Below are 22,517 nucleotides of genomic sequence, written 5' to 3'. Positions count from 1 at the left end.
GCTTTCTCAGTCCGGCGCATCGCTCTTGCGGAACCGCGACACCGCTTCGATCAACAGGTTGTAATCGACCGGCTTCGACAGCTTGGGCTTGTCGCGAAACCGGTCGGGAAAGACGGTGACGCTGTCGTAGCCGGTGAGGAAAATGAAAGGGACACCGCCGAGCGTGAGATGCTCGGCCAGGGGAAAGCTTTGCTCGCCTCGAAGGTTCACATCCAGAACGGCTCCGTCTAGAGCAACGCCCTCGATTTGTGCAAGCGCCTGTCTGACCGTCGGTGCCGGGCCGATCACTGTGCATCCTGCTTGGGTCAACTGGTCGGTGAGGTCCTCCGCAAGCATAAATACGTCCTCGACCACGAGGACATTCAGGCCGGACAAGAGCATGTTGTGTCCACTCCTCATCGCTCAGCGGCAAATGTCAGCGACCTGTGCCCGACGCCAGCGGAATTTCTATGTCGCATTCAAGTCCGGAGCGTTCGAACCTCAGGTCGACCTTCCCTCCCAGCTCGTACTCCAAACTTTGCTGGATGAAGCTCGTTCCGAAATTCCGCCTTGGCGGTTCTTCGACGACAGGTCCGTCGATTTCCCTCCAGCGGATTGACAGAATGCCCGGTTTGTCGGTGTTCCAGCCTACTTCGACGCGGCCGTCCTCTGTCGATAGGGCTCCGTATTTCGCGGCGTTGCTGGCAAGCTCGAAGAACACCATGCCGAGTGTCGCGGCCGCGCTCGCGCCTAGCTGCAAAGGGCTTCCGAGGATAATGATATTCTGGCGCTCCTTGCTGCTGTAAGGCGACAAGACTGCCCGCAGCAACTGCTCGAGATCGGCATCTGTCCAGTTGTAGGAAGACAGCACGTCGTGCGTTCGACCCATTGCCTGCAGCCGCTGCTGGAAGGACGTGGAAAAATCGCTCATCGAACTGGATGTGCGAACCATGCGGGACGTCAGCGCGGTGACCGTGGCCAGGATATTCTTCACGCGGTGCTGCAATTCGTGCAGCAGCCTTTCCTGGCTGCGCTCGGCCTCCTTGTGGCTGGATATGTCGACCAGCGCCGCGATGGCGCCGCGGACCTTGCCCTTTTCGTCGAACAGCGGGTTGGCCGACATCATCACGTCGATAGCGGTACCGTCTTCATGCTGGATACTCGCTTCATAGCCGGGAATTGCCCTGCCGGTGCGCATTGTCTTGAGCAGTGGCTGGTCATCGGTGCCTACCTTGGTTCCATTGAGCGTCAGCGGCAGGATTGCGGGCACGGATATCGGCTTGGTGCCAGTAGCGGGCCGACCCAACAGCTCCGCTGCGCGCCGGTTGGCGCGGATTTCCACGCCGGCGCCATCCTCTGCGATGAAGATGCCGATCGGCACGAGGTCGAGCAGGGCTCCCAGGCTTTCGACGCGGTTGCGCAGGTCATGCGAGAGCGCGCCGATCCTTTTCTCGGCCTGCGTGATCTGGGTGACGTCGACGAAGGTGACGACGATGCCCGCTATGATATTGTCGACTGTCCGGTAGGGCAGCACCCTCATGATATAGCTCTGGCCGTTGTCCATGCCCTCGACCTGCCGCTCGATCGTGCCAAGCCTTTGCAGCACCTGTTCCATGTCGGCCTGCAAGCCGTCGGCCGTGAAGCGCGGACGGACATGCGCCAGCGGCCGTCCGACATCGCTTTCCACCAGCCGGAACAGGTCGCGCGCGGTCGGTGTGAAGTTCTTGATGCAGAGGTCGCGGTCGAGGAAGATGGTGGCGATCTGCGTGCTTTCGAGCAGGTTCGCCATGTCGTTGTTGGCGCGGGTGAGCTCGTCGACGCGCAGACTGAGCTCGGCATTGACGGTGTGCAACTCCTCGTTGATCGACTGGAGTTCCTCTTTCGAGGTTTCCAGTTCCTCGTTGGACGACTGCAGCTCCTCGTTGATCGAGGAAAGCTCCTCGTTCGAGGATTTCAGCTCTTCATTGGAGGATTCGAGCTCCTCCGTCGTAATCTGCAGGCGCTCCTTGGTTTCCCTCAGCTCCCTTTCGAGCTGACTGACATTGGCGCTTTCGACATCGTCGGTTGTGTGGACGGCCTCGTCCTCGGCTTCCGGCTTGATCCCGCCGATATCCCGGAAGACCAGCATATAGAGCGGGTCGGAAGAACCATCGCCCGGCAGCGGCTGCACAGCCAGGCTGATCGTCTGACGCCCGCCATTGGTGCCGATGCTGATCTTGTTCTGGACCGCCACCTGTCCGGTGCTTACGGCCTTGTGGAGAGCGGCCCTCAGATCCATGCGCAACCCGCGACGCGCCATGGAAAAGACGTTGTGGCTGGGGGCGCCGGCAGCGAGCTCCAGATATTTGCCCGTGCCGCCTGAGCTGTGCATCATCTCGCCGGCGGCATTGACGATCACATAGGCCGGCGAATAGCGCTCGACGAGCAAACGCTCCGCGATTTCCTGCAGGGTTCCGGCCGTTGCCCGCCGGCGCGCACTTGGATCCGTCGATCTCGCCGCGGTAACGAGCGGGAATTCCGGCAACCGATGTGCGGTGGCCCCGTTGCGCCTCTGGAAGATGCGGCTTGTCTTGTCCACCGTCGAGAACAGCTGCGGATGGCGCGTGACGTTCTCCGAGGAACCGAGAAGGAGATAGCCGTTGTTGCGCAATGCGTAGTGAAAGATCGGGACGATCTTTTCCTGCAGTTCCGGGCCCATATAGATCAAAAGGTTGCGGCACGCGATCAGGTCGAGCTTGGAAAAGGGCGGATCGCGCAAGAGATTGTGCGCCGAAAACAGGCAGATCTCCCGCAGGTCGGCGGAAATGCGGTACGTGCCGTCCTCGCGCGAGAAGAACTCCTTCAGCCGCTTCGGCGTTATGTCCGGCGCGATCGTCGCCGAGTAGCGGCCGGCGCGCGCTACTTCCAGCGCGCGCTCGTCGATGTCGGTGGCGAAGATCTGCAAGTTGGGCGAGGCGGCGCCGCGCGGCGCGTTCTCCTTCAAGAGCATGGCGATCGAATAGGCTTCCTCGCCTGTGGCGCAGCCCGGCACCCATACCCTGATCGTCTCGCTGGGCTTGCGGTTCTCGAACAGCCGGGGAATGACCACACGCTCGAGAGCGTCGAAAGCCTGCGGGTCGCGGAAGAAGCTGGTGACGCCGATCAGCAGGTCCTGGAACAAAAGATCGACCTGCTGCGGGTCCTCCCGCAGTCGCTCGTAGAAGACGGTGGGATCGTCGATCTGCAGCACCTGCATGCGGCGCTGGATGCGCCGCAAAATGGTGTTGTCCTTATAGCCGCTGAAATCATGGCCCGTGCGCGAGCGAAGCAGGGCGGCGATGCGCGAAAGCTGTTCGGTCACTTCGCGCTTGCGTCGGTCCCGCTCGGTCTCGGTGCGGCTCGCGTGAGTGAAATAGCTGACCAGCTTGCCGGCCATCTCCTCCGCGGGAAGCACCATGTCGACCAGGCCGCTCTGGACGGCGCTGCGCATCATGCCGTCGTACTCGGCGCTCTCTTGCGCAAGCGTCAGTCCGCCGCACTCCTTGATGGCCCTCAAGCCGACGGTGCCGTCGCTGCCGGTTCCGGAAAGAATGATCCCGGCGGCGTTCTCGGCCTGCTCCTGCGCAAGCGAGATGAAGAAATCGTCGATCGGCGCCCGTTTGTCGCGCGCGGCCGCGATCTTGACCAAGTGAAAGCGCCGCTCTTCAATCCTCACCGAAACACCTGGCGGGATCACATAGATGTTGTCGGGTTTGACCTCTACGCTCTCGGCAACTGTTTGCGTTTCGATCGCGGTTGAGCGCTGGATGATGCTGGCAAGCGCACTTTCATGCTCGGCGTCGAGATGCTGGATCACGACATAGGCGAAGCCGCTGTCGGCGGGCACTTCGGGGAAAAAGCTCCGCAATGCCGCGATGCCACCCGCCGATGCGCCGATGCCGACAATGGGGAAGGACGCCGGCTGTTTTTCGTCGTCGCGCGAACTAACCCTTGCCTTGTGAGTACTTGCCTTCCGCGCTGACTTCGCCATTGCCCCTTACCTGAACCCGCCTGCTTTCGAGAATGCGTTCGATCACAGCGGCATCCGCCTCATATTCCTTCGCCCGCCTGCCCATTTCGGCGGCGAGTTCGGAGCGGCGCTTCGCCCGCTCCCGCTCTGCCATACGCGTGGCAAATGTTGCCCGCTGCTGATGCGAGCGGAGCAGGCTCCACAGGATCTCTTCGGCCTCCACCGCCTGCATCTCCATCACCGCGTCGGTGGTGAAGGCATGCCCGGTATGGCACCGATAGCGCAGCATGTCACCGTCTTCGATCTCCCACAACGGCCCGTGACATTCCGGGCATGTAAACACCGACAATTCGCCAAGTCGATCCGCTTCCTGCATCGTCGAATGCTCCTGCGCGGCAATGGCCGCTTCCAATCTAACCGCCGGCGGGGGAGGAAAGGATTCTCCGGCCGGCTCGACGGCAAGTTTTGCCAGCAAAGGGCCGAGTTCGGCAGCGGGCAGGCAGTGGTCGACCTCGACATAGCGCAGCGCGCTTTCAATCATCGCCGGCACCAGCGCGTCCTTGGGGTGCTGGACGACTGCCAGCCCGCCGACGGACTTGACGGCCCTCAACCCGGCGGTGCCGTCGGAAAGCGCGCCCGACAGCAGAACCCCGATGACACTCGCGCCGTAGCTCAGCGCCGCCGAGCGGAACAAGGGGTCGATGGCCGGCCGGGCAAGATTCTCGCGCGGGCCGCGTCGCAGCATCATGTGATCATCGTGAAGGAGAAGATGGAAGCCGGGCGGCGCGACATAGATGCAGCCGGTCCTGAACTCTTCGCCGTTCGTTGCCGGCCGCGTTTCGAGCGTGCCCGCGCGGTCCAGGATCTCCGGCAGGCAGCTGACCTGGCCGATATGCAACACGACGAAGATGGCCGCCGGCAGATCGGCCGGAAGGTTGGCGACGATCTGCTTCAACGGCTCGATTCCGCCGGCCGACGCGCCGATGACGATGATGTTATGGCGGTTGGATAGACCTTTGGAACGGGCCATTCCGCTACGAGCCTCCAAACTGGGCTGTAAGAAGTGTTCCGTTGGGTGACGGCATCATCGCGGTTCAGCGACAGGTCAGATGTTTAACCCTGCAACCTGCACGAAGTTCCGTTTGCTGCCGGCCAGGCTCGTCGCGAAGGATGGCGGGAACATAGGGGATGACTGGCAGTTGGGGTTCGCTTCAGACGCCACGCCAGGCGTTTGTCGAAGATCGGTGGGCAACAGCTGATCGGTCTGCGCCTGTCCCTCGCAAGCGCGGGCTTCAGGCCCGGCAGTCTGCCGCGCGCTGTACAGATGTCGCCGCCAAAACCACAGGAGACAGCAATGAAGCATCAGACCTCATATGAACTTCAATCGGTGGCAGTCGTCGACCGGCTTGGATTGATCCCCCTTGCCACGAGAACGCAGCGGATCGAGCGGTGGGCGGAACTGCTGGACCGCAATCCGCTTCGGTGTCTCTCCGCGCTGACGGGCACTGAATATGTCGATCCCGAGGTTCGCGAACAGGTGCGGGCGGACGGATCGCCGCTCGCGGTTGCTTTCGATGATCCGTTGCTGCGCGCGGCCGGTTTGCAGTCCGACACCTACGGCGAGGCGAAGCGCTTTTTCGAATTGTCCGATTGGCAATTGCATGACGTCGTGTGCAGCTGCCATGCCGGCGCGACGATGCAGGCCAGCTGGGCTGCCGCGCGGGTCCGTCGGATCATAAAAGGCAACCGGATCATTGCCTGGCTCAGAAGCCGCCTGACGCATTGAGAATGCTGGTCGCCAGGCGAGCGCAGGTCGCCGGCGGCTCGGCGATCAGTGCAGCAGGCAAGCTCCGCGCAGCCGCGCTATTTTGCGCATGATGGTGTTCAGCCAGTCGGCTATCGATGACCCCTCGGGCCTTTTGTCGATATCTTCAAGCGCCTGCTCCAAAGTGTGCTCGACAAGGCGGTCGGAAGCGCCGGCATCGTCCAGCAGCAGACGCGCGGTGAGCCGGAGCTTGGGGAGCAGCGCAACGACGTCCTCCGCCGCGGGCGCCGGCTGCGCGACGGTCACTGGCTCCCCAAAGGGTTCCGGCGGGAACAGCGCATCAACCACGACGGCGCCGTTCGAGGACTTGCTCAGGCTGCTCGCGAAACGCAAACGCTCGGGGATGGCGATCTCATCATAACCGCTGAAGAAGACGAAGGGCACGTTGCGCCGCATCAATTCGTCCGCGACCGGGAAGACGAGGCGACCATGCAGGTTGACATCCAGAATCGCTGCGTCCGCCGCCTTTGCATGTCGCCCGGCTTGCTCCACTGTCGCTGCCGGCCCGAGAATGATGGCGCCCATCCCAGCGAAGAAGGTCGCCAGATCGCTGGCCAGCAGCCACTCGTCCTCCGCGATCAAGAGGTGAAGTCCCCTGAGGTTTCGCACACGAAGCTCCTTGGTTCATATTCTGACGTTGGTGAGACCTCAGTCACGGGGCATGCCGCGTCGATACCGGCGCGTGTATTCATGAGGTCGCAGGGAAGCCAACTGGTAGAACGCGGCGATGGGTGAACCGTTCCGGCGGTTCGCTGCGCCGGATCCGACAGGTATGGAACCATTCCGCCGGCCGGCGGTTCGACACCAGGCGGGAGTCGGCCGGGTACCACGACCCATGACGTCGCACGGCGAAGCTTCCAGGGAAGACAGCGGCGCCAAAATGCCGACCGTGTCCGCGACCTTGCGGAAAGAATGAGAATCCCAAGCGGGTTGGTGCTGGCGCTGATCCTGAAATACGGCAACGAGCCGAACCTGCTCGATCGCGAGGCTGCAAAGTTCAGACGCGACGTGAACGGCGGCAGATAGGGAGCTGCGGCGTGCTGGCCGATCCCATGGTCCTCATCCTGATGTACTTCATCCTGCCTGTCTGGTTGGTTGCGGGCTTTGCCGACTGGCTCTGCCATCGCGCCAGCCACATCGAATCGACGACCGGTGCGAAGGAATCGCTCATTCACTTGCTGATGTTCGCCGAGGTTGGAATCCCGCTGCTTGCGGCAATGTTCCTGGAGGTGAACGCCCTGGTCATCGCCGTGATGATCGTCACCTTCTTCGTTCACGAAGCGACGGCGATATGGGACGTGCGCTATGCGACCACGGCTCGCACGGTGAGCCCCGTCGAGCAGCACGTGCACAGCTTTCTGGAAATGATTCCGCTGATGGGGCTGGTCATCGTGGTGGCGCTGCATTGGGGCCAATTCCTGGCGCTGTTCGGCGCCGGAACGGAAAGGGCTCGCTTCGATTTGACCTGGAAAGAACAGCAACTGCCGGTGATATACATTGCCGCCGTGATGATCGTGATCGTGCTGTTCGAGCTGCTGCCCTATGTGGAGGAGTTCTTCAGAGGCCTGCGCGCCAACTCGGGCCGGCTGGTGCCTGACAAGGCGAGGCGGCATGAGCCCGGCGACACCGCGACGCGCTGAGGCTGGCTGTCCTGTCAGCCATTCTGGTCGATAGCGTGCGGCGAGGGCTGCTGGGCACCACCGCTCGGGCGCCGGCCGTTTTGGTCAGCCCAGACCCAAACGGCGACCAGGACGATCACCAGAATGCCGAGCGCAATCAGGATACGACGCATCCGCGGGCCGACGTGCTTCAGCCGCCTGGCCTGTTGGCGGCGGGGTCAGAGCTGGCGCCAACCGCGGGATCGGGCGCCACCGGACCGCGCTCGACTTCCGAACCTTCCGACTCGATCTCCTGGACGGCTTGATCCCAGTGTTCCTGCTGACGGCCCTCCGGTCGGCCTTCACGCTCCCAGATCTCATGGGCGCGTTGCCTGATGCGTTCTTCCCTGTCCATGCCTGGCTCCTCTCGCACGGCTGAACTGCACTGTCTGCGCCTAATCGGATGCCTGGAGGTTTGTTCCACCGGACTTGAAACGGACTGCCCAGCAGTTGGGAACGCCGCTCTCGCGCCGGTGTTATCTTTCATCCAACCGGAGACAGAGTCATGAAGAACAGCCAGAACCGTCGCGAGACCGGCGCCAGGAAATATCCCGCCAATACCGATCCGGATCCGAGCGACGAATTTTCCCAGGACGCCGCCGGCAATGAAAAACCCCATGTCGATCCGGGCCTCAGCCGTAAGCAGGGCGAGGTCGAGGACAAGACCCGTCAATCTGAGGGCCGCAATCCGCCCCGACAGCCGACGCCAAGCACGGCGACGGAAAAGAGCTCAGGGGCAGGTCCCACTGTCGCGGAGCATTCCAAGGACGCCAAGGCGCCCAGGAGCGGCCGTCAGCCCGGCGCGTATGTAAAGGAATGAACGCGGGCCGTCCCATAGGCCAATTCCTCGTAACCTGGGTCCACGAAGATTTCGCGCGGAATCTCTGATATCGCCGCCAGGATTTTCCCGATCCGGGATGCCGCCGCCGAGATGAACATCGACCATTCGACGGCGCCGGCGGGAAAGGTCGAGTGTCAGAATTCCCGCCTATTCGCCGGCCTCCATCATCGTCTTGGCTGGCTCCTGCGCGACGTTTTCCTCGATCTGGTCGCGGCCCGGAGTGCGAGGCAGCGCCTTGCGGAAGTTCTTGACGTAATCGGGCGGCATTTTCGGCGGCATCATCGGCTCATAGGCGTCGACGAGCGCTTCTATGATCACCGGCCCGCTGGCTGCGAAAGCCTGGTCGAGCACGCGCTCGACCTCCTCCGCCCGCTCGATGCTGAAACCTTTCCCACCCATCGCCTCAGCGGCCTTGGCAAAATCGATCGGCTGCAGCTCGCAGCCGAATTGGGGATTGCCGAGGAACATCATCTGCTCCCAGGCGATCTGGTTCAGCATGTTGTTCTTGATGACCAGGAGTTTCAGCGGAATGCCATAGCGCACGGCCGTCGAAAACTCGCCCAGTTGCATGGCGAGCCCGCCATCGCCGACGATCGCCGCGATAGGGCGGCCGGGAAAGGCTATGCCTGCGGCGATCGCATAGCTGAGACCGCAGGACATGGAGGCAAGCGCACCCGAAACGCTAAAGGCTTGCCCCGCGCGGAGATCGACATGACGGGCGGCAAGCTCCGTGTTCTGGCCGGAATCGGTGGCCAGGATCGCATTCTCTGCAAGACGTTCGCCGAAGGCGCGCGCGACGCGTTGCGGTTTGAGAGGATGAGCCGAGGCGTCTTCGGACTGGCGCATCATCTCGCGCCATTTGCGCATCGAGCCTTGCGCCGTCGCCAGGAACCCGCCGTCAGCTTTCTGCTTCAGCCGCTTGTTGAGGGCGCGCAAGGTCTCCGCCGCATCGCCGACCAGACCGGCTTCGACCGGAAAGCGCAGGCCGATGCGCTGCGCATCGCAATCGATCTGGACGCCACGCGCCTTGCCCGGCCGCGGGTAGTACTCGATGTAGGGGAAGGTCGAGCCGACAATGAGGACGGCGTCGCATGTTTCCATCGCCTCCTGCGATGGCAAGGTGCCCAGAATGCCGATGCCGCCAGTGGTGTAAGGATGGTCGTCCGGCAGCACCGCCTTGCCCAGCAGCGCCTTGATGACCGGCGCCTGCAACAGCCGCGCCGACTCTTCAAGCTCGGCTGCCGCGCCGATCGCTCCGCGTCCCGCGAGGATCGCCACGCGCCCTGCGTCGTTGAGAATGGCCGCGGCCTTGTCCAACTCCGCGTCTTGCGCGACGCAGTGAGGAGCGAACATGCCCTGCGGCGTGTGCGCCGGCCGGTTGCGCTTGGATCGCTTGGCCGCGTCGGCGGGCTGTTCCTGGATATCGCTGGCGATTGAAAGATGGGCGACGCCCTTGCGGGCGAGCGCGGTGCGGCAGGCGAGGCTTGCCACGTTCTCCATATGCGCCGCGTCCGAGACCTGGACGTTGTAGACGCTGACGTCGTTGAAGACGCGGGTGAGATCGACATCCTGTTGCGTGAATGTCTCGATCAGGTCATGGAACTGCATGCCGGTAATTGCCAGCACCGGCGCCTGGTCGAGCTTGGCGTCGTAGAGCCCGGTGAGAAGGTGAGTACCGCCGGGTCCCGACGTTGCGAGGCACACGCCGAGCTTGCCTGTCCATTTGGCGTAGGCGCAAGCCATGAACGCGGCCGATTCCTCATGCCGCACCTGGACGAAGGATATCCTGTCCCGGTTTTTGCGCAGCGCCTCCATGACGCCGTTGATGCCGTCACCGGGCAGCCCGAACACGACTTCGACGTTCCAGGCAATCAAGGTGTCGACGAGGATTTCGGCTGCGTTGGGCATGGCGAGGCTCCGCGGTTGGTTTCCGAACCGGCAAGACCACGGTTGGTTCCCTCGTCGGATCGGGCCGAGCCGGCGGCCACAAGGAACAAACCCGATTGCACAGGGTTGGGCGGCCACTGCAATTGCTGCTCTGAGGAGGATCTGTGGAAGAGCCTGTCTTCTGCGACACGCCGCTGCTGCGGGTCGCCTATGTGAGCGGCGGATCCGAGGACGGAGCGCCTGTGCTGCTCCTTCATGGTTGGCCCGACGATGCGACCACTTTTGCGGACGTGTCGCCACTTCTTCACGCTGCGGGCTTTCGCACCTTCGCGCCATGGCTGCGCGGGTTTGGAGGGACTGTGTTCCACTCCGCCGAAACGATGCGCTCAGGCGAGATCGCGGCCATGGCGCAGGACGCGCTCGACTTTGCCGATGCCATCGGCCTCGAACGGTTCGCGGTTGTCGGCCACGACTGGGGGGCACGCATCGCCTACCTGCTCGCCTCCGTCTTTCCGCAGAGGATAAGATGCTGCGCGGCGCTTTCGCTGGGATGGCAACCCGGCTCGCTTCCGACGCCGCCTTTGGAGCAGACGAGGGCCTTCTGGTACCAGTGGTTCATGGCGACCGAGCGCGGCGAGGAGTTCGTGCGACAGCACGGCCACTCCTTCGCTCGATTCCAGTGGGGCAGCTGGAGCCCGCCAGGCTGGTTTGACGACGCGCTGTTTGAACGTGTCGCGAGGTCCTTCAAAAATCCGGACTGGCCGGACGTGACGCTGCATTCCTATCGCGTGCGCTGGGGGGAGGCGGATCCCGACCCGCGCTACGCTGAACTCGCGCGCAAGCAGGTTGAGGCGCAGGTCATCTCGGTGCCGACACTGGTCCTTCATGGCGATGACGACCGCGTCGTTCTGCCGGGTTCGTCCGAAGGCAAGGAGGAGTATTTCTCGGCAAGCTACGAACGTGAGCTTCTGCCGGGCGTCGGCCACTTTCCGACCCGCGAGGCGCCTGAGCAGACCCGAGAGGCGCTGGAGAGCTTCCTGACAAGCTTCGGCAGGCAATAGGCGGGCCCGACTTCGATATTCGGGACAGCTGCGCCCGGGAGGAAGTGCGTCGGTCCAGCAGACGGACGAGACAGGAACCTTTTTCCCGTCAGTGGGTTAATGGGGCAGGCATTAACCCATGTTAGGGGAACGGCCGTGACACGCAAGGTTCGTCAAGTGCTCAGATCGGAGGAGGAACCCTCCAAGATCACGACGCCGGAGCGCGAGACGAGCGTCGCGTTGGAGGCGCTGAGATGCGAGAATGCACCGTCTCGAATGTTGGCACTGGCGCGTAAGCTCGACGCCGCGATAGCGTTGCGGACGCGCAAAGCCCGCCCGAATTGATTGTCGACTGGGACGTTCCGATCGCGACGATGCGGAACAATCACGGCCGGCAGTTGTTCGTCTCCAAACCTTCCATGAGGCGATCGGATGAAGGGCATAATTCAAAGCCTGATTGCCGAGTTCCTGCCGCGATGGTGGCGCCGAAAATCTCGCGGCCCGGCACCGAGGCAAGCGCCGGTTCGTGTGTTCTCGCGGGTAGAATCGGACAGTTCCCAAGCGACCGGGGCAGGGGAAGGATCGGACAAAGGTCCAAGATGGCCAAGCTAGGGCATGCCCGCTCCGCCGGCTGAAATCTCAGTCCCGATTGCTCGTTCGGCAACATCATTTCAGCTACACGAGGGCTGGTTAAGTTTACGACCGACAATTCAGCGCGCACTTTCATGGAAACTTGCCGCAAGCTCCGGCCGTGGGCGAGAAGATTGCCGTCAAATTCTGAGTGTTCACCCGACGCGCTAGAAACGTGAAACTTTCTCCGGAACATTTCTGTCGCCTGCCGGTTCGAAAGCCGATCGCCCTCCCTCTAGCGATCCAGGGTCCCATCAGGCCCATGGCCCGTTGCCGCATGCAGGCAGCGGGCCTTCTTCGTATGGATCGCCGCGTGGATCTTCGATTGCCGCGAGGCTCCCGAACCGGGCGCAAGGGGAACAAGCGGGATATCTCCGGGTTCCTCTGAGATAGCGGGAACTGTCAACCGGGAGGCCGCAATGAGCGAGGCTATGACGACCTCAAATCACGAAGTGATCCGAGCTTGGATCGAGGCGCGCGAGGGCAGGCCCGCCGTCGTCGCCGGGCCGGGGAAGGGCGCGATCCTGCGGGTCGATTTCGGCGCAGGCGACGAAGATCTGAGGCCGATCGAATGGGAAGACTTCTTCAAAGTGCTGGACGACGACAATTTGGCGTTCGTCCACCAGGACATGACCGCGGAGGGTACCATCAGCCGCTTCAACAAATTCATCGCGCGTGAGTAGGCCTCCAGGAAAGAGCAGATATCGCGCTCGAACTGTCACTGAACCCCCGGCATCTTGCTGGCATCCTGTGGATTCTTCGTGATGCCGGCGGCCGGCGAGGTATCCTGCGGCGCGTTCCCGCCCTGGTTTTGTTCGGGCGTCCGTTTGACGGGCGCTGTTTGCCAGCCTGTGCCGACATAGACGAAGGCCCAATAACAGAGCACCAGGACCACCGCAGCCAATATCAGTGGCAGAAGCACCCGTCTCATGTCGAACTCCTGGCTGGCTTTGCGTCTGTTGTGGCCGCCGACGGCGAGGTTAGGCCGTCCTTCGGCGCGCCGCTTCCCGCTCGACATCCTCAGCCGAATAACCGCCGGCAGCCGGATCGAAGGCTGCCCACCCGCCCGCTTCATATTCGCTGCGGCGGTCGGCGATGTTGACTGACGCGGAGCTGTGAAGGACTTCCCGGGCTTCCGAAGCGAGGTCGTCCTCGACGCGAGCTGTCACCAGCGTGCCGCCGCGGCGGACGCCTTCGGCATAGACATGCGCGTCTTCCTCCGGCACGCCGGCATCGGTCAGGCTGCCGATAATGCCGCCGGCCGCGCCGCCCACAATCGCTCCGGCGACGGCGCCCGCGGCTGTCGACGCCAGCCAGCCGGCCGCGACGACCGGCCCGACGCCCGGTATCGCCATGGCGCCCAGGCCTGTCGCCAAGCCTCCGGCGCCGCCCACGACCGCCCCGATACCGGCGCCGCTGGCGGCATCCTCGGCGGCCGGCGATTGCGTGTTTCGATACCAGCCGCGGGCATTGTTGGCCATGATGCTGATGTCGGATGACGGGACGCCGGTGGACTCCAGCTCGCCTACCGCGTCAGCGGCGTCATCATAATCGTCGAACAGCGCGGTGATCGTTTGCATGTCGGTTCTCCTGTCTATTGTTGGCCGGCGAAGACGTTGCCCTGATAGTCGAGTGCAACGGAGGTGCCCTTGCCGTCCTTCGTCGCCTGACCGCGCCAGATGCCCTGCTCGTCCTTGGCGAGCGCTGACACGTCCGCATAGCCGGCATCCTGGATGCGCTTCTTCGCCTGTGCCTCGGTGAAGCTGTTTGCGCCGGGAACCGGAGCGGGTGGTTTGGGTGTCGACGCCGATTTGACCGCCGGCATGCTCGCGCTGGCGCGGGCGATCTTCTCGATCATGTCCTGATGCATTTTCAGTGTCGGCAAGGTTTCCGCCGCGAAAGATTTGAGCGCGGGATTGTCTCCGTCCTTGGCGTAGGCCTCGAACAGGCCGACTGCGTCCGCGTGTGCCTTGCGCTGCATCTCCACGTAAGGCTGATCCAGCGAGGCCGTCGTGCTCTGCAACCGTTCCAGATCGCTCTCATGCTGCGCATCGGATCGCGTCGGTACCTGCAATTTCTGCTCCGCGGCGATCTTCTGCAGTTTGGCGTTCGCCGCGCCGTGGTCGGTGATCATCCGCTTGGCGAAATCCTTGATCTGCTGATCCTTCGCATTGTCTTGCGCGATCTTGCTGGTATCCACCTCAAACATCCCGCCGATGGCAGCCTTGTCGACGAAGGTCTGCGCGTCGTCGGCCGCGAAGGCCGGAAGGGCAAGCATCAACGCGACGGCCGTCGATGGAACGAGCAACATACGCATGCTCATGGCTGAAGGCTCCCTTGCTGTTTGATGGGACCGAACCGCTATTCCCAGCCTTTGTTCCGCGACAGACTTGTGGCGTGTCAAAAGGCCGAAATGGAACCCGCCTGCTCCGGCCGGGCGGGTTTCTGATCGATCGATCATGGCGAAGCCCGGTCAGCGGGCAAGCGAGGAGCCGGTGAATTCATCGATGAGGATCGGCCCCTTTTTACAACGGGGGCGGGCCTTTGCCCCAATCAAGCGCTCAGCGTCGAGGCGAACCGGCCTTTGTCTCAGAGCTCTGCTCGCGGGTGGAACGAAAGCCGAATCCGGGAGGTCTGGAAGTGGGCGGCAACCATGCCTCCCATAGCCGTGGTCGTGCTACTGGCCGCCTATGGCGCCAAGCGGGATGGCAGCCGTGAAATTGAGCCCGCTCGGAGCGAGCCGCAAATCCACTGTCGCTCCGAGCTCGTACGGCAAGGTGCCCTCCAGAACCTCCAAGCCGAAGCCGCGCCGCTCGACGGGTTTGAAACCGTGGGATCCGCTCTCCTTCCATTTGAAATGGAGCAGGTCCTCTTCCAGCTGCCATTGGATGTCGATGCGCCCCGCGCGGCTGGACAGTGCTCCGTATTTCAGGGCATTGGTCGCTAACTCGTGAATGGCCAGCCCCATTGTCTCGGCGGCCTTGGGCGCAAGCGTCAAGGGCGGACCTTCGATCGTCAGGTTCTCGCCTTCCCGGCCGCCCGCAGCACGCAATTCTTCCGCCACGATCAATGCCAGACTGATACCGATCGACGGGCGGCGTGTGATGGCCGCCTGGACCCGGGCGAAGGCGTTGATGCGGCCTTCCAGATGGGCCGCGGCTTCGTCCAGGGATTCGCTCTTCTCCATCGTGCGCCGCACGATCGAGCGGATGACGGCCAGCGTGTTGCGCACGTGATGCTGCAATTCGGCGAAGCGGGCCTGCTGTTGTTCCTCGCATTCCTTCTGACGCGTGATGTCCTGACCGATGCCCCCGATCTGGGCGACCTTTCCCGCTTCATCGCGCATCGGAAAATCGGCGTTGCGCAGCCAGCGTATCTCATTGTCGGCCGGCCGGCATATCCGGTATTCGAAGGTGACGCTTTCGCCGTCGCGAATGCGCTCGATCTGGGCCAGCACATGCTCGCGGTCTTCAGGCAGGACAAGGTCGATCCAGCTGGCGAAGTTGTCGCCGGCCAGGGCCTTTTCACGGCTCGTGCCGTAAATGGCGTCGAAGGCCGGGGTCAGATATTCCCACTGCAGCGTCTCGGCGTTGCGGATCCAAAGCACGTCCGAGGCGGCCTCTCCGAAATCCTGCAGGTTCTCCTCGCTTGCGCGCAGTCCGGCTTCGGCACTCGCATGCTCGTTTAGGGCCGCCTTGACCTCGGGCAGGCTACGTTCAAGCGGCTTTTTGGGCGGACCCTTTGACATCACTCTTCATTGGCATCGAGATGCCTGCCTTCACGATCGAGATGCAGATAATTGGGATTGAACAGCGCGACGTCCTGTAATGCCTGAAGGTTGGGAATGGTCAGCGTCCTGTCCCTTAGCACGATGAGGTTCGAGGCGCGCAGCTCCTGCAGGGTGCGATTCACATGAACCGTCGACATGCCCAGCGTCTCGCCCAGTTCCGTCTGCGTCAATGGGAACTCGCAACTGCTATTGCTCGTGCAGCCGGCGGCTTCAAGCCGGATGAACAGCTCGCATAATAAATGCGCCATGCGCTCCAGTGCATCGCGCTGCCCGAGGTTGACGGTCCACTCGCGCTGTATTGCCGCTGCGACGAGCGATTCCCACCACAGCGCCTGGGTGATGCGCGGATGCCCGATCATCATCTCGTCGAAGGCCGTGCGCGAGATTTCCGACACCACGACCGGCGTGATGGCGCCGATAGAGTGGTCCATTTCCTTCAGGACGAAGACATTCAGATCGCACAGGTCCCCAGGCAGGAAAAATGCGATGATCTGCCTGCGGCCGTCTTCGAGGGTCTTGTAGCGGCAGGCCCAGCCCTCGCTGATCAGATTGATGAATTCGGGCTTCTCGCCCTCATGGATGATATCCTCGCGCGCGGCGAAACGTCGAACCCGTTGCGCCGCTATTCTTAGCAGCATGTCCTTGTCGGCTTGCGAGAGCCGCGTGAACTTCTCGAGCTTCCGGATCAGAGGCCGCCTCATCCTTATCCTTCTTGTCCGTGATACACAGAACGACCGGGCAACGACCTTACCTATGTTAACGTCCATTTGCCGCGCACGGCTGCGCGCAGGAAGCGCATATGGACGAGAAAGTCGCCGATGCTCGCGCACCGTCCTGGAGACGCGTATTTTCCTGAGCAGGATATCACAGCCGCGATTTTCGCGCTCGGTTTCACGGCTATCGATCCCGTTGCGACGTGCGAAGAGGCCTTGGAAGCGCCTGGCCAAGGTCGCGTCGAGATGGGCATGACCGATCTCGACCGGCCGGATCCGCCGATTGATCATGCATCGTGAGCCAGCGCTGAGAAGCGGCTGCCGCGGGTGTCCGCCACCGGCTACGACGCAGCCGCGTCCCTCTCGTGTTGCCGAAATCGCGGGCTTGACAAGCCACTGCCGACCGATCCGGCGCGCCACCCGCTGGACATGACACGCCGGCCTTGCGACCCTTGAAAGATCCTCGCCGGATTAAACTGTCATCAAGTCGAAGCTGACGGCGTGTCCGTGCTTGACGGCCGACCGCGCGATCATGTTGCTCAATTGAGGAGACTCTATCGAGCAATCCGGCATGACAGTCAGGATGGCCCGCGTGGCCGCGGCCACCGACACCGGCGAGCGGCGCGAGGAACGCGTTTCCATATAGTGCTCGATGAGTTCGTTCAGACGGACAGGATGATATTTGATCACGCTGCACCTCCCTAAGCCGCGTTTTATCTGTCTTGCAGCCAACGAATGCTCCCGGTCTCGCGGTCGCGCATTAACCCATGAGAGGGAGGTGGAAATTCTTTGAAGCTTCGGCGCTGCAACGACACGTCCGGAGCAGCCGGCATCTGAAAATGCGCCGCCATTGAGATTTCGGGCCGCGGAGCCCTTTCCGCTCCGAGATGCATCGACCGCGAGATGTCGTCGCGTCTGTCGCTGGTGCGCAGGGTGGGTTGCGAAAGGATCAAAAAAGCGGTCAATCAACTCGACTCCGGAGAATAACTGCCGCACCATTCGGCGGCAGACCGCCCGGTACCGGCAAGAGGCGCGTCGAGCAGCGCTACGGTGTTTCGAGGAGCCCTGGCCATGATAGAGAAATCTGAGCTCGGCGGCCGCACCGTCCTGGTCGTGGAGGACGAGTATTATATCGCTCATCGAGGTGGCGCGCGCGCTCAGCTGCGCCGGCGCCGAAGTCATCGGGCCTTGTCCATCCGATCGGGCTGCGCGGGCCGAACTCGAAGAGCGGCGCCCTCATGCGGTTCTGCTGGACATCAATCTCGGACCCGGGCCGTCATTCACCTTGGCCGACTCCCTCAAGGACATCGGTGTCCCTTTCGTTTTCATCACCGGCTACGACCAGGATGTGATTCCCGGCCGGTTCGACGACATCGAGCGGCTGCAGAAACCGGTGCAACTCAGGCAAGTCGTCGGAGCCATTTCCAAGGCGCTGGACGGACTCCAGCGGCAGTGACGAGGGCGAGGTTCCGCGAGGCCGCAAGCAAGTGGTCGAGGCGTTGGCGCTTCGGTCGATGACATCGGCTTTGCGCGCATTCCCTTCGCCGGCGGCTTCAGCCAGACGCATCCGCGGCAGGTCATTCCGGGCTAGAGCAATTCCAGGAAAAGTGTGAGCGGTTTTCCGTCCGGAATTGCGTCAAAACAAAGAGATAGAGCGGTTCGCCGTTTCCGTGAAACGGTGAAACGCTCTAGCGAGAACCGAGCGCCTTGGCTTCGCGCTCCAGCGTTGCGCGGTCATTGCCGTGTTTGCGAATAAGCTCCCGGGCTTCGGGCATCGTCAGCTGGAATTTCCGCGCGAAATACGCGACCTCATATTCTTCGTCGCCCGATACGCGGTCGCGGTCGCGGAAATCGCGCTTGTTCTTGTCGTCGGCCATCACCGTTCCTCCTGGTTGAAGAACAACGTCCGCCGGTAAACGTTCCGCCGGCCGCTGCACCGAACATGCGGCTCGGTCCGGTTCGGAAGTCCTCCGTCGCACCCACCGGCGCACTGACGCACTGATCGAAGAAACGGCATGGCCGTCGCGAGGAGCCGCCTTTTTGCCGGAACGATCCCGCTGGCAGCTGGATCAGATCGGGGCGGACAAAATCTCGGCTCGCCGATGGATGCCGGCCAGCACACCGGGGCGGCAGACCCGCTGGCATGCTGATCTCAGCTCTGGTCGCCAAGCAATATTCTGGCGTCCTCGGCAGCAGCGACGAAAGCCTGGCGTGCGACCCTTGGCGGCTCCTGATTGCGCAACACCGCAAGGCAGGCCTGGATCGCGCGGTGCCGTGTCCTCAAATCAGGCTTGGGCCAATCATGCAAAAGCACGTCAGCCGCATCCAGCACCGACACGACGACGCGGTCGCGGTCGATGCGACCTGGCTGCACCACGACCGGTTTGCGAAAACGTTTGCTGCGATAGCGCATAGCCGCTTTGCCGCTGAAACGGTGATCGGACACGGCATCATCCTTCAATCGGCGTTTGCGACAACAACCTATGTTAAGGCGGCGCGACCGATCGTGGCGCAAAGTGCGGCCGCCTTAGTTCCCTCACCGAGGCAGGCCCGGTCTGCGCTCCTGTGTCACCAACGAGGATAAGCAGACCGGGCTTTCAATTGCCTGCCGCAATGCGTGCGGGTAAAGGCCTTCAGCGATCCCATCCTCCCTCGAAAGCGCGCTTCTTCAATAGACATAGACGCGACCGCTACGATTTCCGTCTGGCCGAGCATGGGCGCCGCCGTGAAGCGAGATCGGCCTAACTGTCGCCTCGCACGGACGGCGGGCGGAACATTTGGCCGCCAACTCGGTTAGCCGGACGACCGACCGCCTCCAACCGGGAAGGAAAAGCCATGCTCGGTATCGATCTGTGGGCCTTCGTCGTGATCGGCGGGCCGATTATTCTCCTGCTCGTGCTCGTTTATGCTCTTTTGACTCGCCGGCACCGAGGACCGGCCGAACGCCGCGAGAGCGATCGTGCAACCGAGCGCCTATACCGCAAGCAAGAGGACTGAGGTGAGGCTCACCCACAGTCGCCGGCAACGGAACCAGCCGGTCAGGTTGCTGTTTACATCCCGGAACAAGATTTGAGCTCGGAGCAACGGTCGATGGCCGATGACGAGTTGCCGGGCGTGCTGGCGACGCTGCCTGTGATTGACGCCAAGGCGGAGCCGACGCTGAAGAGCGCGGAGGCGGAAGCTTTCTATACGCACGCGATCCGCGAGCTCGCCGCCACCGACATTCCTTTTCTGGTTGCCGGGACATATGCGGTGAGCGCCTATACCGGCGTCGTGCGCCAGACCAAGGACCTCGATATCTTCTGCAAGGCAGGCGATTGTCCGCGCATCCTCGCCCATTTCAAGGATATCGGCTACGCCGTCGTGATCGAGGACGATCGCTGGCTGGGGAAGGTCTTCGAAGGTCCGCATTTCTTCGATGTGATCTTTGCTTCCGCCAACGGCACCATGCAGGTCGAGGACCAGTGGCTGGAGCATGCCCGGCAGGTCGAGCTGCTGGGCAGCCGGGTCAGGATCATCGGACCCACGGAACTTATCTGGTCGAAATGCTTCATCCAGGACAGGGGACGGCACGACGGCGCCGATATCGCCCATACCATCCTCAAGGCACATGAGCAGATCGACTGGCAAAGGCTGCTGTCTTATCTCGATATCCACTGGGAGGTGCTGCTGATGCAGTTGCTGAATTTCCGCTGGATCTATCCCAGCGAACGCGACCGTATTCCCGACTGGTTGCTTGACGATCTGCTCGATCGGCTCGCCAGGCAGCGGCAATTGCCTTCGCCGAGAATGAAGATCTGCCGCGGTCGACTGCTGTCGCAGGTCGACTATGAGATCGATGTCAAGGAATGGGGCTTTGCCGGTGTCGGCGGCGTTGGAGAATTTCACGATGGCTGAACAAAGCAGGGCAAGCGGCAAAACGAGCGGAAACGGCAAAATCAAAGTCGCCGCGGTGGGCGATCTGCATGTTCAGGAAGATGCCCAGACCTCCCATCGCGATCTGTTCGGCGAGGTTTCGCGCGAAGCCGACATCCTGGTGCTTGCCGGGGACCTCACCAATCTCGGCAAGCCGAAGGAGGCCGAGCTTTTGGCGGAGGATCTTCGGGCCTGCTCGATTCCCGTGGTCGCGGTGCTCGGCAACCACGACTACGAATCCGGTTGCGCCGAGCAGATAGCGGCGACACTTCGCCAGGCCGGCGTTTACCTCCTCGACGGACAGGCGACGGAACTGATGGAAGTCGGCTTTGTCGGCGTCAAGGGTTTTGTTGGCGGGTTCGGCTCGAGGATGCTCGGGTCCTTCGGTGAGCCGGCAATCAAGGCCATGGTGGCCGAGAGCGTCAGCGAGGCGATGCGGCTGGAAAATGCCATGCGGCAAGTCCGCGCCAAGCGGACGCTCGTGGTGCTTCACTACGCCCCGATCGCGGAAACGGTCGCCGGCGAGCCGCCCGAAATCTTCCCGTTCCTCGGCTCTTCCCGGCTGGCGGAAACGATCGACCGGTTCAAGGTGAGCGCCGTCGTGCATGGTCACGCGCATCGAGGCACCTTCGAAGGTCAAACTCCCGGCGGCGCGAAAGTCTACAATGTCGCCATGCACGTCGCGAAGCCGACGGGCCGGCCCTATGCGCTGATCGAGATCTGAGCCGGCCAGGGGCATCCTTCTCGAGATCGATGAATTCATTGGCGCCGTAGGCCCTTCTGAGTCCTCCTGAATGGGCGCCAGGTCAGCTATCGGTGGCCGCGCCCCGCAAGAAGGAACAACGGCAGCGACGCAAGCTGCGCGATCATGACGAAGGCTATAACCGCGGGCAGGGAGCGTTCGTATAGCAGACCAGTCGCGATGCTTCCAACGAGCCAGCCGACGCCATAGGCGGCGTAGAAGAGCCCAAACGCCAGACCGCGCCGGCCTTCCGGCAGGATTCCCGCGATGACTGCCTTCAGCAGGGTGTCCTGCGTTGCGTAGCCGACGCCCCACAACGGCATGGCAAGGACGATCGGCAGCAGGGTGTTCTGGAACGCCAAGGGTGCGAACAGCGCCGAGAGGACCACGCCCGCCAGAATCACCGGGAGGCCGATGCGGTCATAGAGCCTGCCCAGCACGAGGTTGGCGATCACGCCGCAGCCGGTCGAGAGCGCCAGCAGCACAGGTATCCATGGTCCTGCAACCAACTGCATCCGTGCCAGGTGGAAAGCGACGAGCTCGTAGCTCATCAGCCCTGCGGCGAAGACCGCGGCTGCAGCCATGTAGAGCCAATAGGGTGCGCCGAATCCCTTTGCCTCCGCTGTGGGCCGGTCCTCGAGGCGTGCGGGGACCGGAAAGCCGACGCGCGCGGCCGCCAGGGCGGCGCCCGCAAGGACCGCCGAGACGAACAACCACGCGAAACCAGTCCGGTAGTCGCCACCCAGCAACAGCACCAGTGCGATGATCAGCGGGCCGACCGTTGCGCCCGTCTCGTCGAGGGCAGTGTTCAGGCCGTAGGCCCAGCCGCGTCCGAGCTTGCCGGTGGTATAAGAAATCATCGCCTCCACGGTCGGCTTGCGGATAGCCCGTCCGATGCGTTCGGCGATGATCAGGACGCCCGCGATCTGCCAGCTGCCCGCCAGCGCCATGGCGGGGACGGCAAAGAGATTGATGGCGTAGCCCACGAATGTCACCAACCAGTAGCGGCCGGTCCGATCGGCGACGTAGCCGGAGACCGAACGCAAGGCATAGCCGAGAAACTCGCCGGACCCGGCGATGATGCTGACAGCGGCCGCGCTGGCGCCTAACGCACCCAGGAACTGGCCGTTGATCGCGGCGCCTCCCTCATAGGTGACGTCACCAAACAGATTGACGACGCCCATCATGAGGACGAAACGAAGTGCAGGCGAATCTGTGAAACCGGACGTGCGCTTCATCATGACCACCACGAGCGACCGAGCCAAAGGATGATGCGCGAGCGGGCCAGAAGACCTCCCGTTCTAAATGATTTCGCTCATTGGTGGTTCCAGGCTGCAACGCTCACCCGCATTCAACTACGCAGGCTTGACCAACGAAAACGGCGGCTCCTTAGAGCCCGCCGTCGGAACCGTATCGTCGTTATTTCATTGGGAAGCCCAGAGCGCCTGAGAAGACGTGGTTTCAGAAGCTGGAAAGGATTTGCAGCAGATGTCCGCCGTCAAGTCCAAC

At 62.7% G+C, this 22,517-nt stretch carries 25 protein-coding genes; 9 read left to right on the top strand and 16 right to left on the bottom strand.

The window, feature by feature from the left end:
* Positions 1-6 precede the first annotated feature (6 nt).
* Genes FJ419_RS18795 through FJ419_RS18785 form a run of 3 tightly spaced genes read right to left on the bottom strand, consistent with a single transcriptional unit; the run spans position 7 to position 4,997 of the window.
* On the bottom strand, positions 7-381 hold the full coding sequence (locus FJ419_RS18795) for a response regulator (protein WP_140696581.1): 375 nt from the start codon (positions 379-381) through the stop codon (positions 7-9).
* Between the two features lie 34 nt (positions 382-415).
* Complete coding sequence (locus FJ419_RS18790; protein WP_140696578.1) at positions 416-3,988, bottom strand: CheR family methyltransferase; 3,573 nt, start codon at positions 3,986-3,988, stop codon at positions 416-418.
* A complete protein-coding gene (locus tag FJ419_RS18785; protein ID WP_140696573.1) occupies positions 3,942-4,997 on the bottom strand; it encodes a chemotaxis protein CheB in 1,056 nt (351 codons plus the stop codon). The genes FJ419_RS18790 and FJ419_RS18785 overlap by 47 nt, the downstream gene beginning before the upstream one ends.
* A 324-nt stretch (positions 4,998-5,321) precedes the next feature.
* On the opposite strand from FJ419_RS18785, the gene FJ419_RS18780 reads away from it, so the two are divergent.
* Positions 5,322-5,753: a hypothetical protein gene (locus tag FJ419_RS18780; protein ID WP_140635110.1), complete on the top strand. Its 432-nt coding sequence runs from the start codon at positions 5,322-5,324 to the stop codon at positions 5,751-5,753.
* A 45-nt stretch (positions 5,754-5,798) separates the two neighbouring features.
* Here FJ419_RS18780 and FJ419_RS18775 read toward each other — a convergent pair whose 3' ends face one another.
* The gene (locus FJ419_RS18775; RefSeq protein WP_246679246.1) at positions 5,799-6,374 is read right to left on the bottom strand and encodes a response regulator; all 576 of its coding nucleotides are present in this window, start codon (positions 6,372-6,374) and stop codon (positions 5,799-5,801) included.
* A gap of 455 nt (positions 6,375-6,829) precedes the next feature.
* Between FJ419_RS18775 and FJ419_RS18770 the strand changes: the two genes are divergently transcribed.
* On the top strand, positions 6,830-7,432 hold the full coding sequence (locus tag FJ419_RS18770) for a diguanylate cyclase (RefSeq protein ID WP_140696570.1): 603 nt from the start codon (positions 6,830-6,832) through the stop codon (positions 7,430-7,432).
* A gap of 14 nt (positions 7,433-7,446) precedes the next feature.
* Here the strand turns inward: FJ419_RS18770 and FJ419_RS30825 are convergent, their stop codons facing one another.
* Together FJ419_RS30825 and FJ419_RS18765 are read right to left on the bottom strand one after the other, a co-directional pair.
* Positions 7,447-7,584, bottom strand: coding sequence for a hypothetical protein (locus FJ419_RS30825; RefSeq protein WP_181170751.1), 138 nt, complete (start codon positions 7,582-7,584; stop codon positions 7,447-7,449).
* Positions 7,585-7,601: 17 nt separating this feature from the next.
* Positions 7,602-7,805 (bottom strand): DUF2934 domain-containing protein, encoded by a 204-nt coding sequence (locus tag FJ419_RS18765; protein ID WP_140696567.1) that lies wholly within the window; start codon positions 7,803-7,805, stop codon positions 7,602-7,604.
* A gap of 150 nt (positions 7,806-7,955) precedes the next feature.
* On the opposite strand from FJ419_RS18765, the gene FJ419_RS18760 reads away from it, so the two are divergent.
* Positions 7,956-8,270, top strand: a complete 315-nt coding sequence (locus tag FJ419_RS18760) for a hypothetical protein (protein ID WP_140696561.1) — start codon at positions 7,956-7,958, stop codon at positions 8,268-8,270.
* A 168-nt stretch (positions 8,271-8,438) separates the two neighbouring features.
* On the opposite strand, the gene FJ419_RS18755 is transcribed toward FJ419_RS18760, so the two are convergent.
* Complete coding sequence (locus tag FJ419_RS18755) at positions 8,439-10,199, bottom strand: thiamine pyrophosphate-dependent enzyme (protein WP_140696553.1); 1,761 nt, start codon at positions 10,197-10,199, stop codon at positions 8,439-8,441.
* 143 nt (positions 10,200-10,342) lie between these two features.
* On the opposite strand from FJ419_RS18755, the gene FJ419_RS18750 reads away from it, so the two are divergent.
* Together FJ419_RS18750 and FJ419_RS18745 are read left to right on the top strand one after the other, a co-directional pair.
* Positions 10,343-11,239, top strand: a complete 897-nt coding sequence (locus tag FJ419_RS18750; RefSeq protein ID WP_140696549.1) for an alpha/beta hydrolase — start codon at positions 10,343-10,345, stop codon at positions 11,237-11,239.
* A 1,028-nt stretch (positions 11,240-12,267) separates the two neighbouring features.
* On the top strand, positions 12,268-12,531 hold the full coding sequence (locus tag FJ419_RS18745) for a hypothetical protein (protein WP_140542264.1): 264 nt from the start codon (positions 12,268-12,270) through the stop codon (positions 12,529-12,531).
* A 35-nt stretch (positions 12,532-12,566) separates the two neighbouring features.
* Here the strand turns inward: FJ419_RS18745 and FJ419_RS18740 are convergent, their stop codons facing one another.
* The 6 genes from FJ419_RS18740 to FJ419_RS18715 all read right to left on the bottom strand — a co-directional run bounded on the left by FJ419_RS18740 (position 12,567) and on the right by FJ419_RS18715 (position 17,041).
* Positions 12,567-12,779, bottom strand: a complete 213-nt coding sequence (locus FJ419_RS18740) for a hypothetical protein (RefSeq protein ID WP_140696544.1) — start codon at positions 12,777-12,779, stop codon at positions 12,567-12,569.
* Positions 12,780-12,828: 49 nt separating this feature from the next.
* Entirely contained in the window at positions 12,829-13,428 is a 600-nt protein-coding gene (locus tag FJ419_RS18735) for a hypothetical protein (RefSeq protein WP_140635117.1), read from the bottom strand.
* A 14-nt stretch (positions 13,429-13,442) separates the two neighbouring features.
* Positions 13,443-14,309 (bottom strand): DUF4142 domain-containing protein, encoded by an 867-nt coding sequence (locus tag FJ419_RS18730; RefSeq protein WP_348642821.1) that lies wholly within the window; start codon positions 14,307-14,309, stop codon positions 13,443-13,445.
* Positions 14,310-14,525: 216 nt separating this feature from the next.
* Entirely contained in the window at positions 14,526-15,596 is a 1,071-nt protein-coding gene (locus tag FJ419_RS18725) for an HWE histidine kinase domain-containing protein (RefSeq protein ID WP_140696541.1), read from the bottom strand.
* Positions 15,596-16,339: a Crp/Fnr family transcriptional regulator gene (locus FJ419_RS18720; RefSeq protein ID WP_140696792.1), complete on the bottom strand. Its 744-nt coding sequence runs from the start codon at positions 16,337-16,339 to the stop codon at positions 15,596-15,598. Before FJ419_RS18720 ends, FJ419_RS18725 begins: the two co-directional genes overlap by 1 nt.
* 483 nt (positions 16,340-16,822) lie before the next feature.
* Positions 16,823-17,041: a hypothetical protein gene (locus FJ419_RS18715; protein ID WP_140696538.1), complete on the bottom strand. Its 219-nt coding sequence runs from the start codon at positions 17,039-17,041 to the stop codon at positions 16,823-16,825.
* Positions 17,042-17,495: 454 nt separating this feature from the next.
* On the opposite strand from FJ419_RS18715, the gene FJ419_RS18710 reads away from it, so the two are divergent.
* A complete protein-coding gene (locus tag FJ419_RS18710; protein ID WP_140696535.1) occupies positions 17,496-17,807 on the top strand; it encodes a hypothetical protein in 312 nt (103 codons plus the stop codon).
* A 232-nt stretch (positions 17,808-18,039) separates the two neighbouring features.
* Here the strand turns inward: FJ419_RS18710 and FJ419_RS18705 are convergent, their stop codons facing one another.
* Together FJ419_RS18705 and FJ419_RS18700 are read right to left on the bottom strand one after the other, a co-directional pair.
* Entirely contained in the window at positions 18,040-18,228 is a 189-nt protein-coding gene (locus FJ419_RS18705) for a DUF3606 domain-containing protein (protein WP_095768840.1), read from the bottom strand.
* A gap of 275 nt (positions 18,229-18,503) precedes the next feature.
* Positions 18,504-18,812 carry a DUF982 domain-containing protein gene (locus tag FJ419_RS18700; protein WP_246679245.1) on the bottom strand — a complete coding sequence of 103 codons (309 nt, stop codon included), beginning with the start codon at positions 18,810-18,812 and terminating at the stop codon, positions 18,504-18,506.
* Between the two features lie 374 nt (positions 18,813-19,186).
* Here FJ419_RS18700 and FJ419_RS30820 point away from each other — a divergent pair, with 374 nt between their 5' ends.
* The 3 genes from FJ419_RS30820 (at position 19,187) to FJ419_RS18690 (ending at position 20,990) form a co-directional block, all read left to right on the top strand.
* Positions 19,187-19,348 (top strand): hypothetical protein, encoded by a 162-nt coding sequence (locus tag FJ419_RS30820; RefSeq protein WP_181170750.1) that lies wholly within the window; start codon positions 19,187-19,189, stop codon positions 19,346-19,348.
* Between the two features lie 93 nt (positions 19,349-19,441).
* Positions 19,442-20,248 carry a hypothetical protein gene (locus FJ419_RS18695; protein ID WP_095768838.1) on the top strand — a complete coding sequence of 269 codons (807 nt, stop codon included), beginning with the start codon at positions 19,442-19,444 and terminating at the stop codon, positions 20,246-20,248.
* Positions 20,241-20,990: a metallophosphoesterase gene (locus tag FJ419_RS18690; RefSeq protein WP_140696531.1), complete on the top strand. Its 750-nt coding sequence runs from the start codon at positions 20,241-20,243 to the stop codon at positions 20,988-20,990. The genes FJ419_RS18695 and FJ419_RS18690 overlap by 8 nt, the downstream gene beginning before the upstream one ends.
* A gap of 86 nt (positions 20,991-21,076) precedes the next feature.
* Here FJ419_RS18690 and FJ419_RS18685 read toward each other — a convergent pair whose 3' ends face one another.
* Positions 21,077-22,249 carry an MFS transporter gene (locus FJ419_RS18685; protein WP_181170749.1) on the bottom strand — a complete coding sequence of 391 codons (1,173 nt, stop codon included), beginning with the start codon at positions 22,247-22,249 and terminating at the stop codon, positions 21,077-21,079.
* Positions 22,250-22,517 lie beyond the last annotated feature (268 nt).

The sequence above is a fragment of the Mesorhizobium sp. B2-6-2 genome (assembly GCF_006440615.1).
GTDB lineage: Bacteria > Pseudomonadota > Alphaproteobacteria > Rhizobiales > Rhizobiaceae > Mesorhizobium.
Note: the sequence above shows the minus strand (reverse complement) of the source record. Positions and strands in the feature narration are given on the sequence as shown.

Coding starts and splice junctions, on each gene's coding strand:
- FJ419_RS18790 (WP_140696578.1), bottom strand. CDS start 3,988: ATGGCGAAGTCAGCGCGGAAGGCAAGTACTCACAAGGCAAGGGTTAGT.
- FJ419_RS18705 (WP_095768840.1), bottom strand. CDS start 18,228: ATGGCCGACGACAAGAACAAGCGCGATTTCCGCGACCGCGACCGCGTA.
- FJ419_RS18735 (WP_140635117.1), bottom strand. CDS start 13,428: ATGCAAACGATCACCGCGCTGTTCGACGATTATGATGACGCCGCTGAC.
- FJ419_RS18690 (WP_140696531.1), top strand. CDS start 20,241: ATGGCTGAACAAAGCAGGGCAAGCGGCAAAACGAGCGGAAACGGCAAA.
- FJ419_RS30820 (WP_181170750.1), top strand. CDS start 19,187: ATGCTCGGTATCGATCTGTGGGCCTTCGTCGTGATCGGCGGGCCGATT.
- FJ419_RS18725 (WP_140696541.1), bottom strand. CDS start 15,596: ATGTCAAAGGGTCCGCCCAAAAAGCCGCTTGAACGTAGCCTGCCCGAG.
- FJ419_RS18785 (WP_140696573.1), bottom strand. CDS start 4,997: ATGGCCCGTTCCAAAGGTCTATCCAACCGCCATAACATCATCGTCATC.
- FJ419_RS18765 (WP_140696567.1), bottom strand. CDS start 7,805: ATGGACAGGGAAGAACGCATCAGGCAACGCGCCCATGAGATCTGGGAG.
- FJ419_RS18755 (WP_140696553.1), bottom strand. CDS start 10,199: ATGCCCAACGCAGCCGAAATCCTCGTCGACACCTTGATTGCCTGGAAC.
- FJ419_RS18695 (WP_095768838.1), top strand. CDS start 19,442: ATGGCCGATGACGAGTTGCCGGGCGTGCTGGCGACGCTGCCTGTGATT.
- FJ419_RS18745 (WP_140542264.1), top strand. CDS start 12,268: ATGAGCGAGGCTATGACGACCTCAAATCACGAAGTGATCCGAGCTTGG.
- FJ419_RS30825 (WP_181170751.1), bottom strand. CDS start 7,584: ATGCGTCGTATCCTGATTGCGCTCGGCATTCTGGTGATCGTCCTGGTC.
- FJ419_RS18740 (WP_140696544.1), bottom strand. CDS start 12,779: ATGAGACGGGTGCTTCTGCCACTGATATTGGCTGCGGTGGTCCTGGTG.
- FJ419_RS18730 (WP_348642821.1), bottom strand. CDS start 14,309: ATGATCGATCGATCAGAAACCCGCCCGGCCGGAGCAGGCGGGTTCCAT.
- FJ419_RS18780 (WP_140635110.1), top strand. CDS start 5,322: ATGAAGCATCAGACCTCATATGAACTTCAATCGGTGGCAGTCGTCGAC.
- FJ419_RS18760 (WP_140696561.1), top strand. CDS start 7,956: ATGAAGAACAGCCAGAACCGTCGCGAGACCGGCGCCAGGAAATATCCC.
- FJ419_RS18685 (WP_181170749.1), bottom strand. CDS start 22,249: ATGATGAAGCGCACGTCCGGTTTCACAGATTCGCCTGCACTTCGTTTC.
- FJ419_RS18720 (WP_140696792.1), bottom strand. CDS start 16,339: ATGAGGCGGCCTCTGATCCGGAAGCTCGAGAAGTTCACGCGGCTCTCG.
- FJ419_RS18795 (WP_140696581.1), bottom strand. CDS start 381: ATGCTCTTGTCCGGCCTGAATGTCCTCGTGGTCGAGGACGTATTTATG.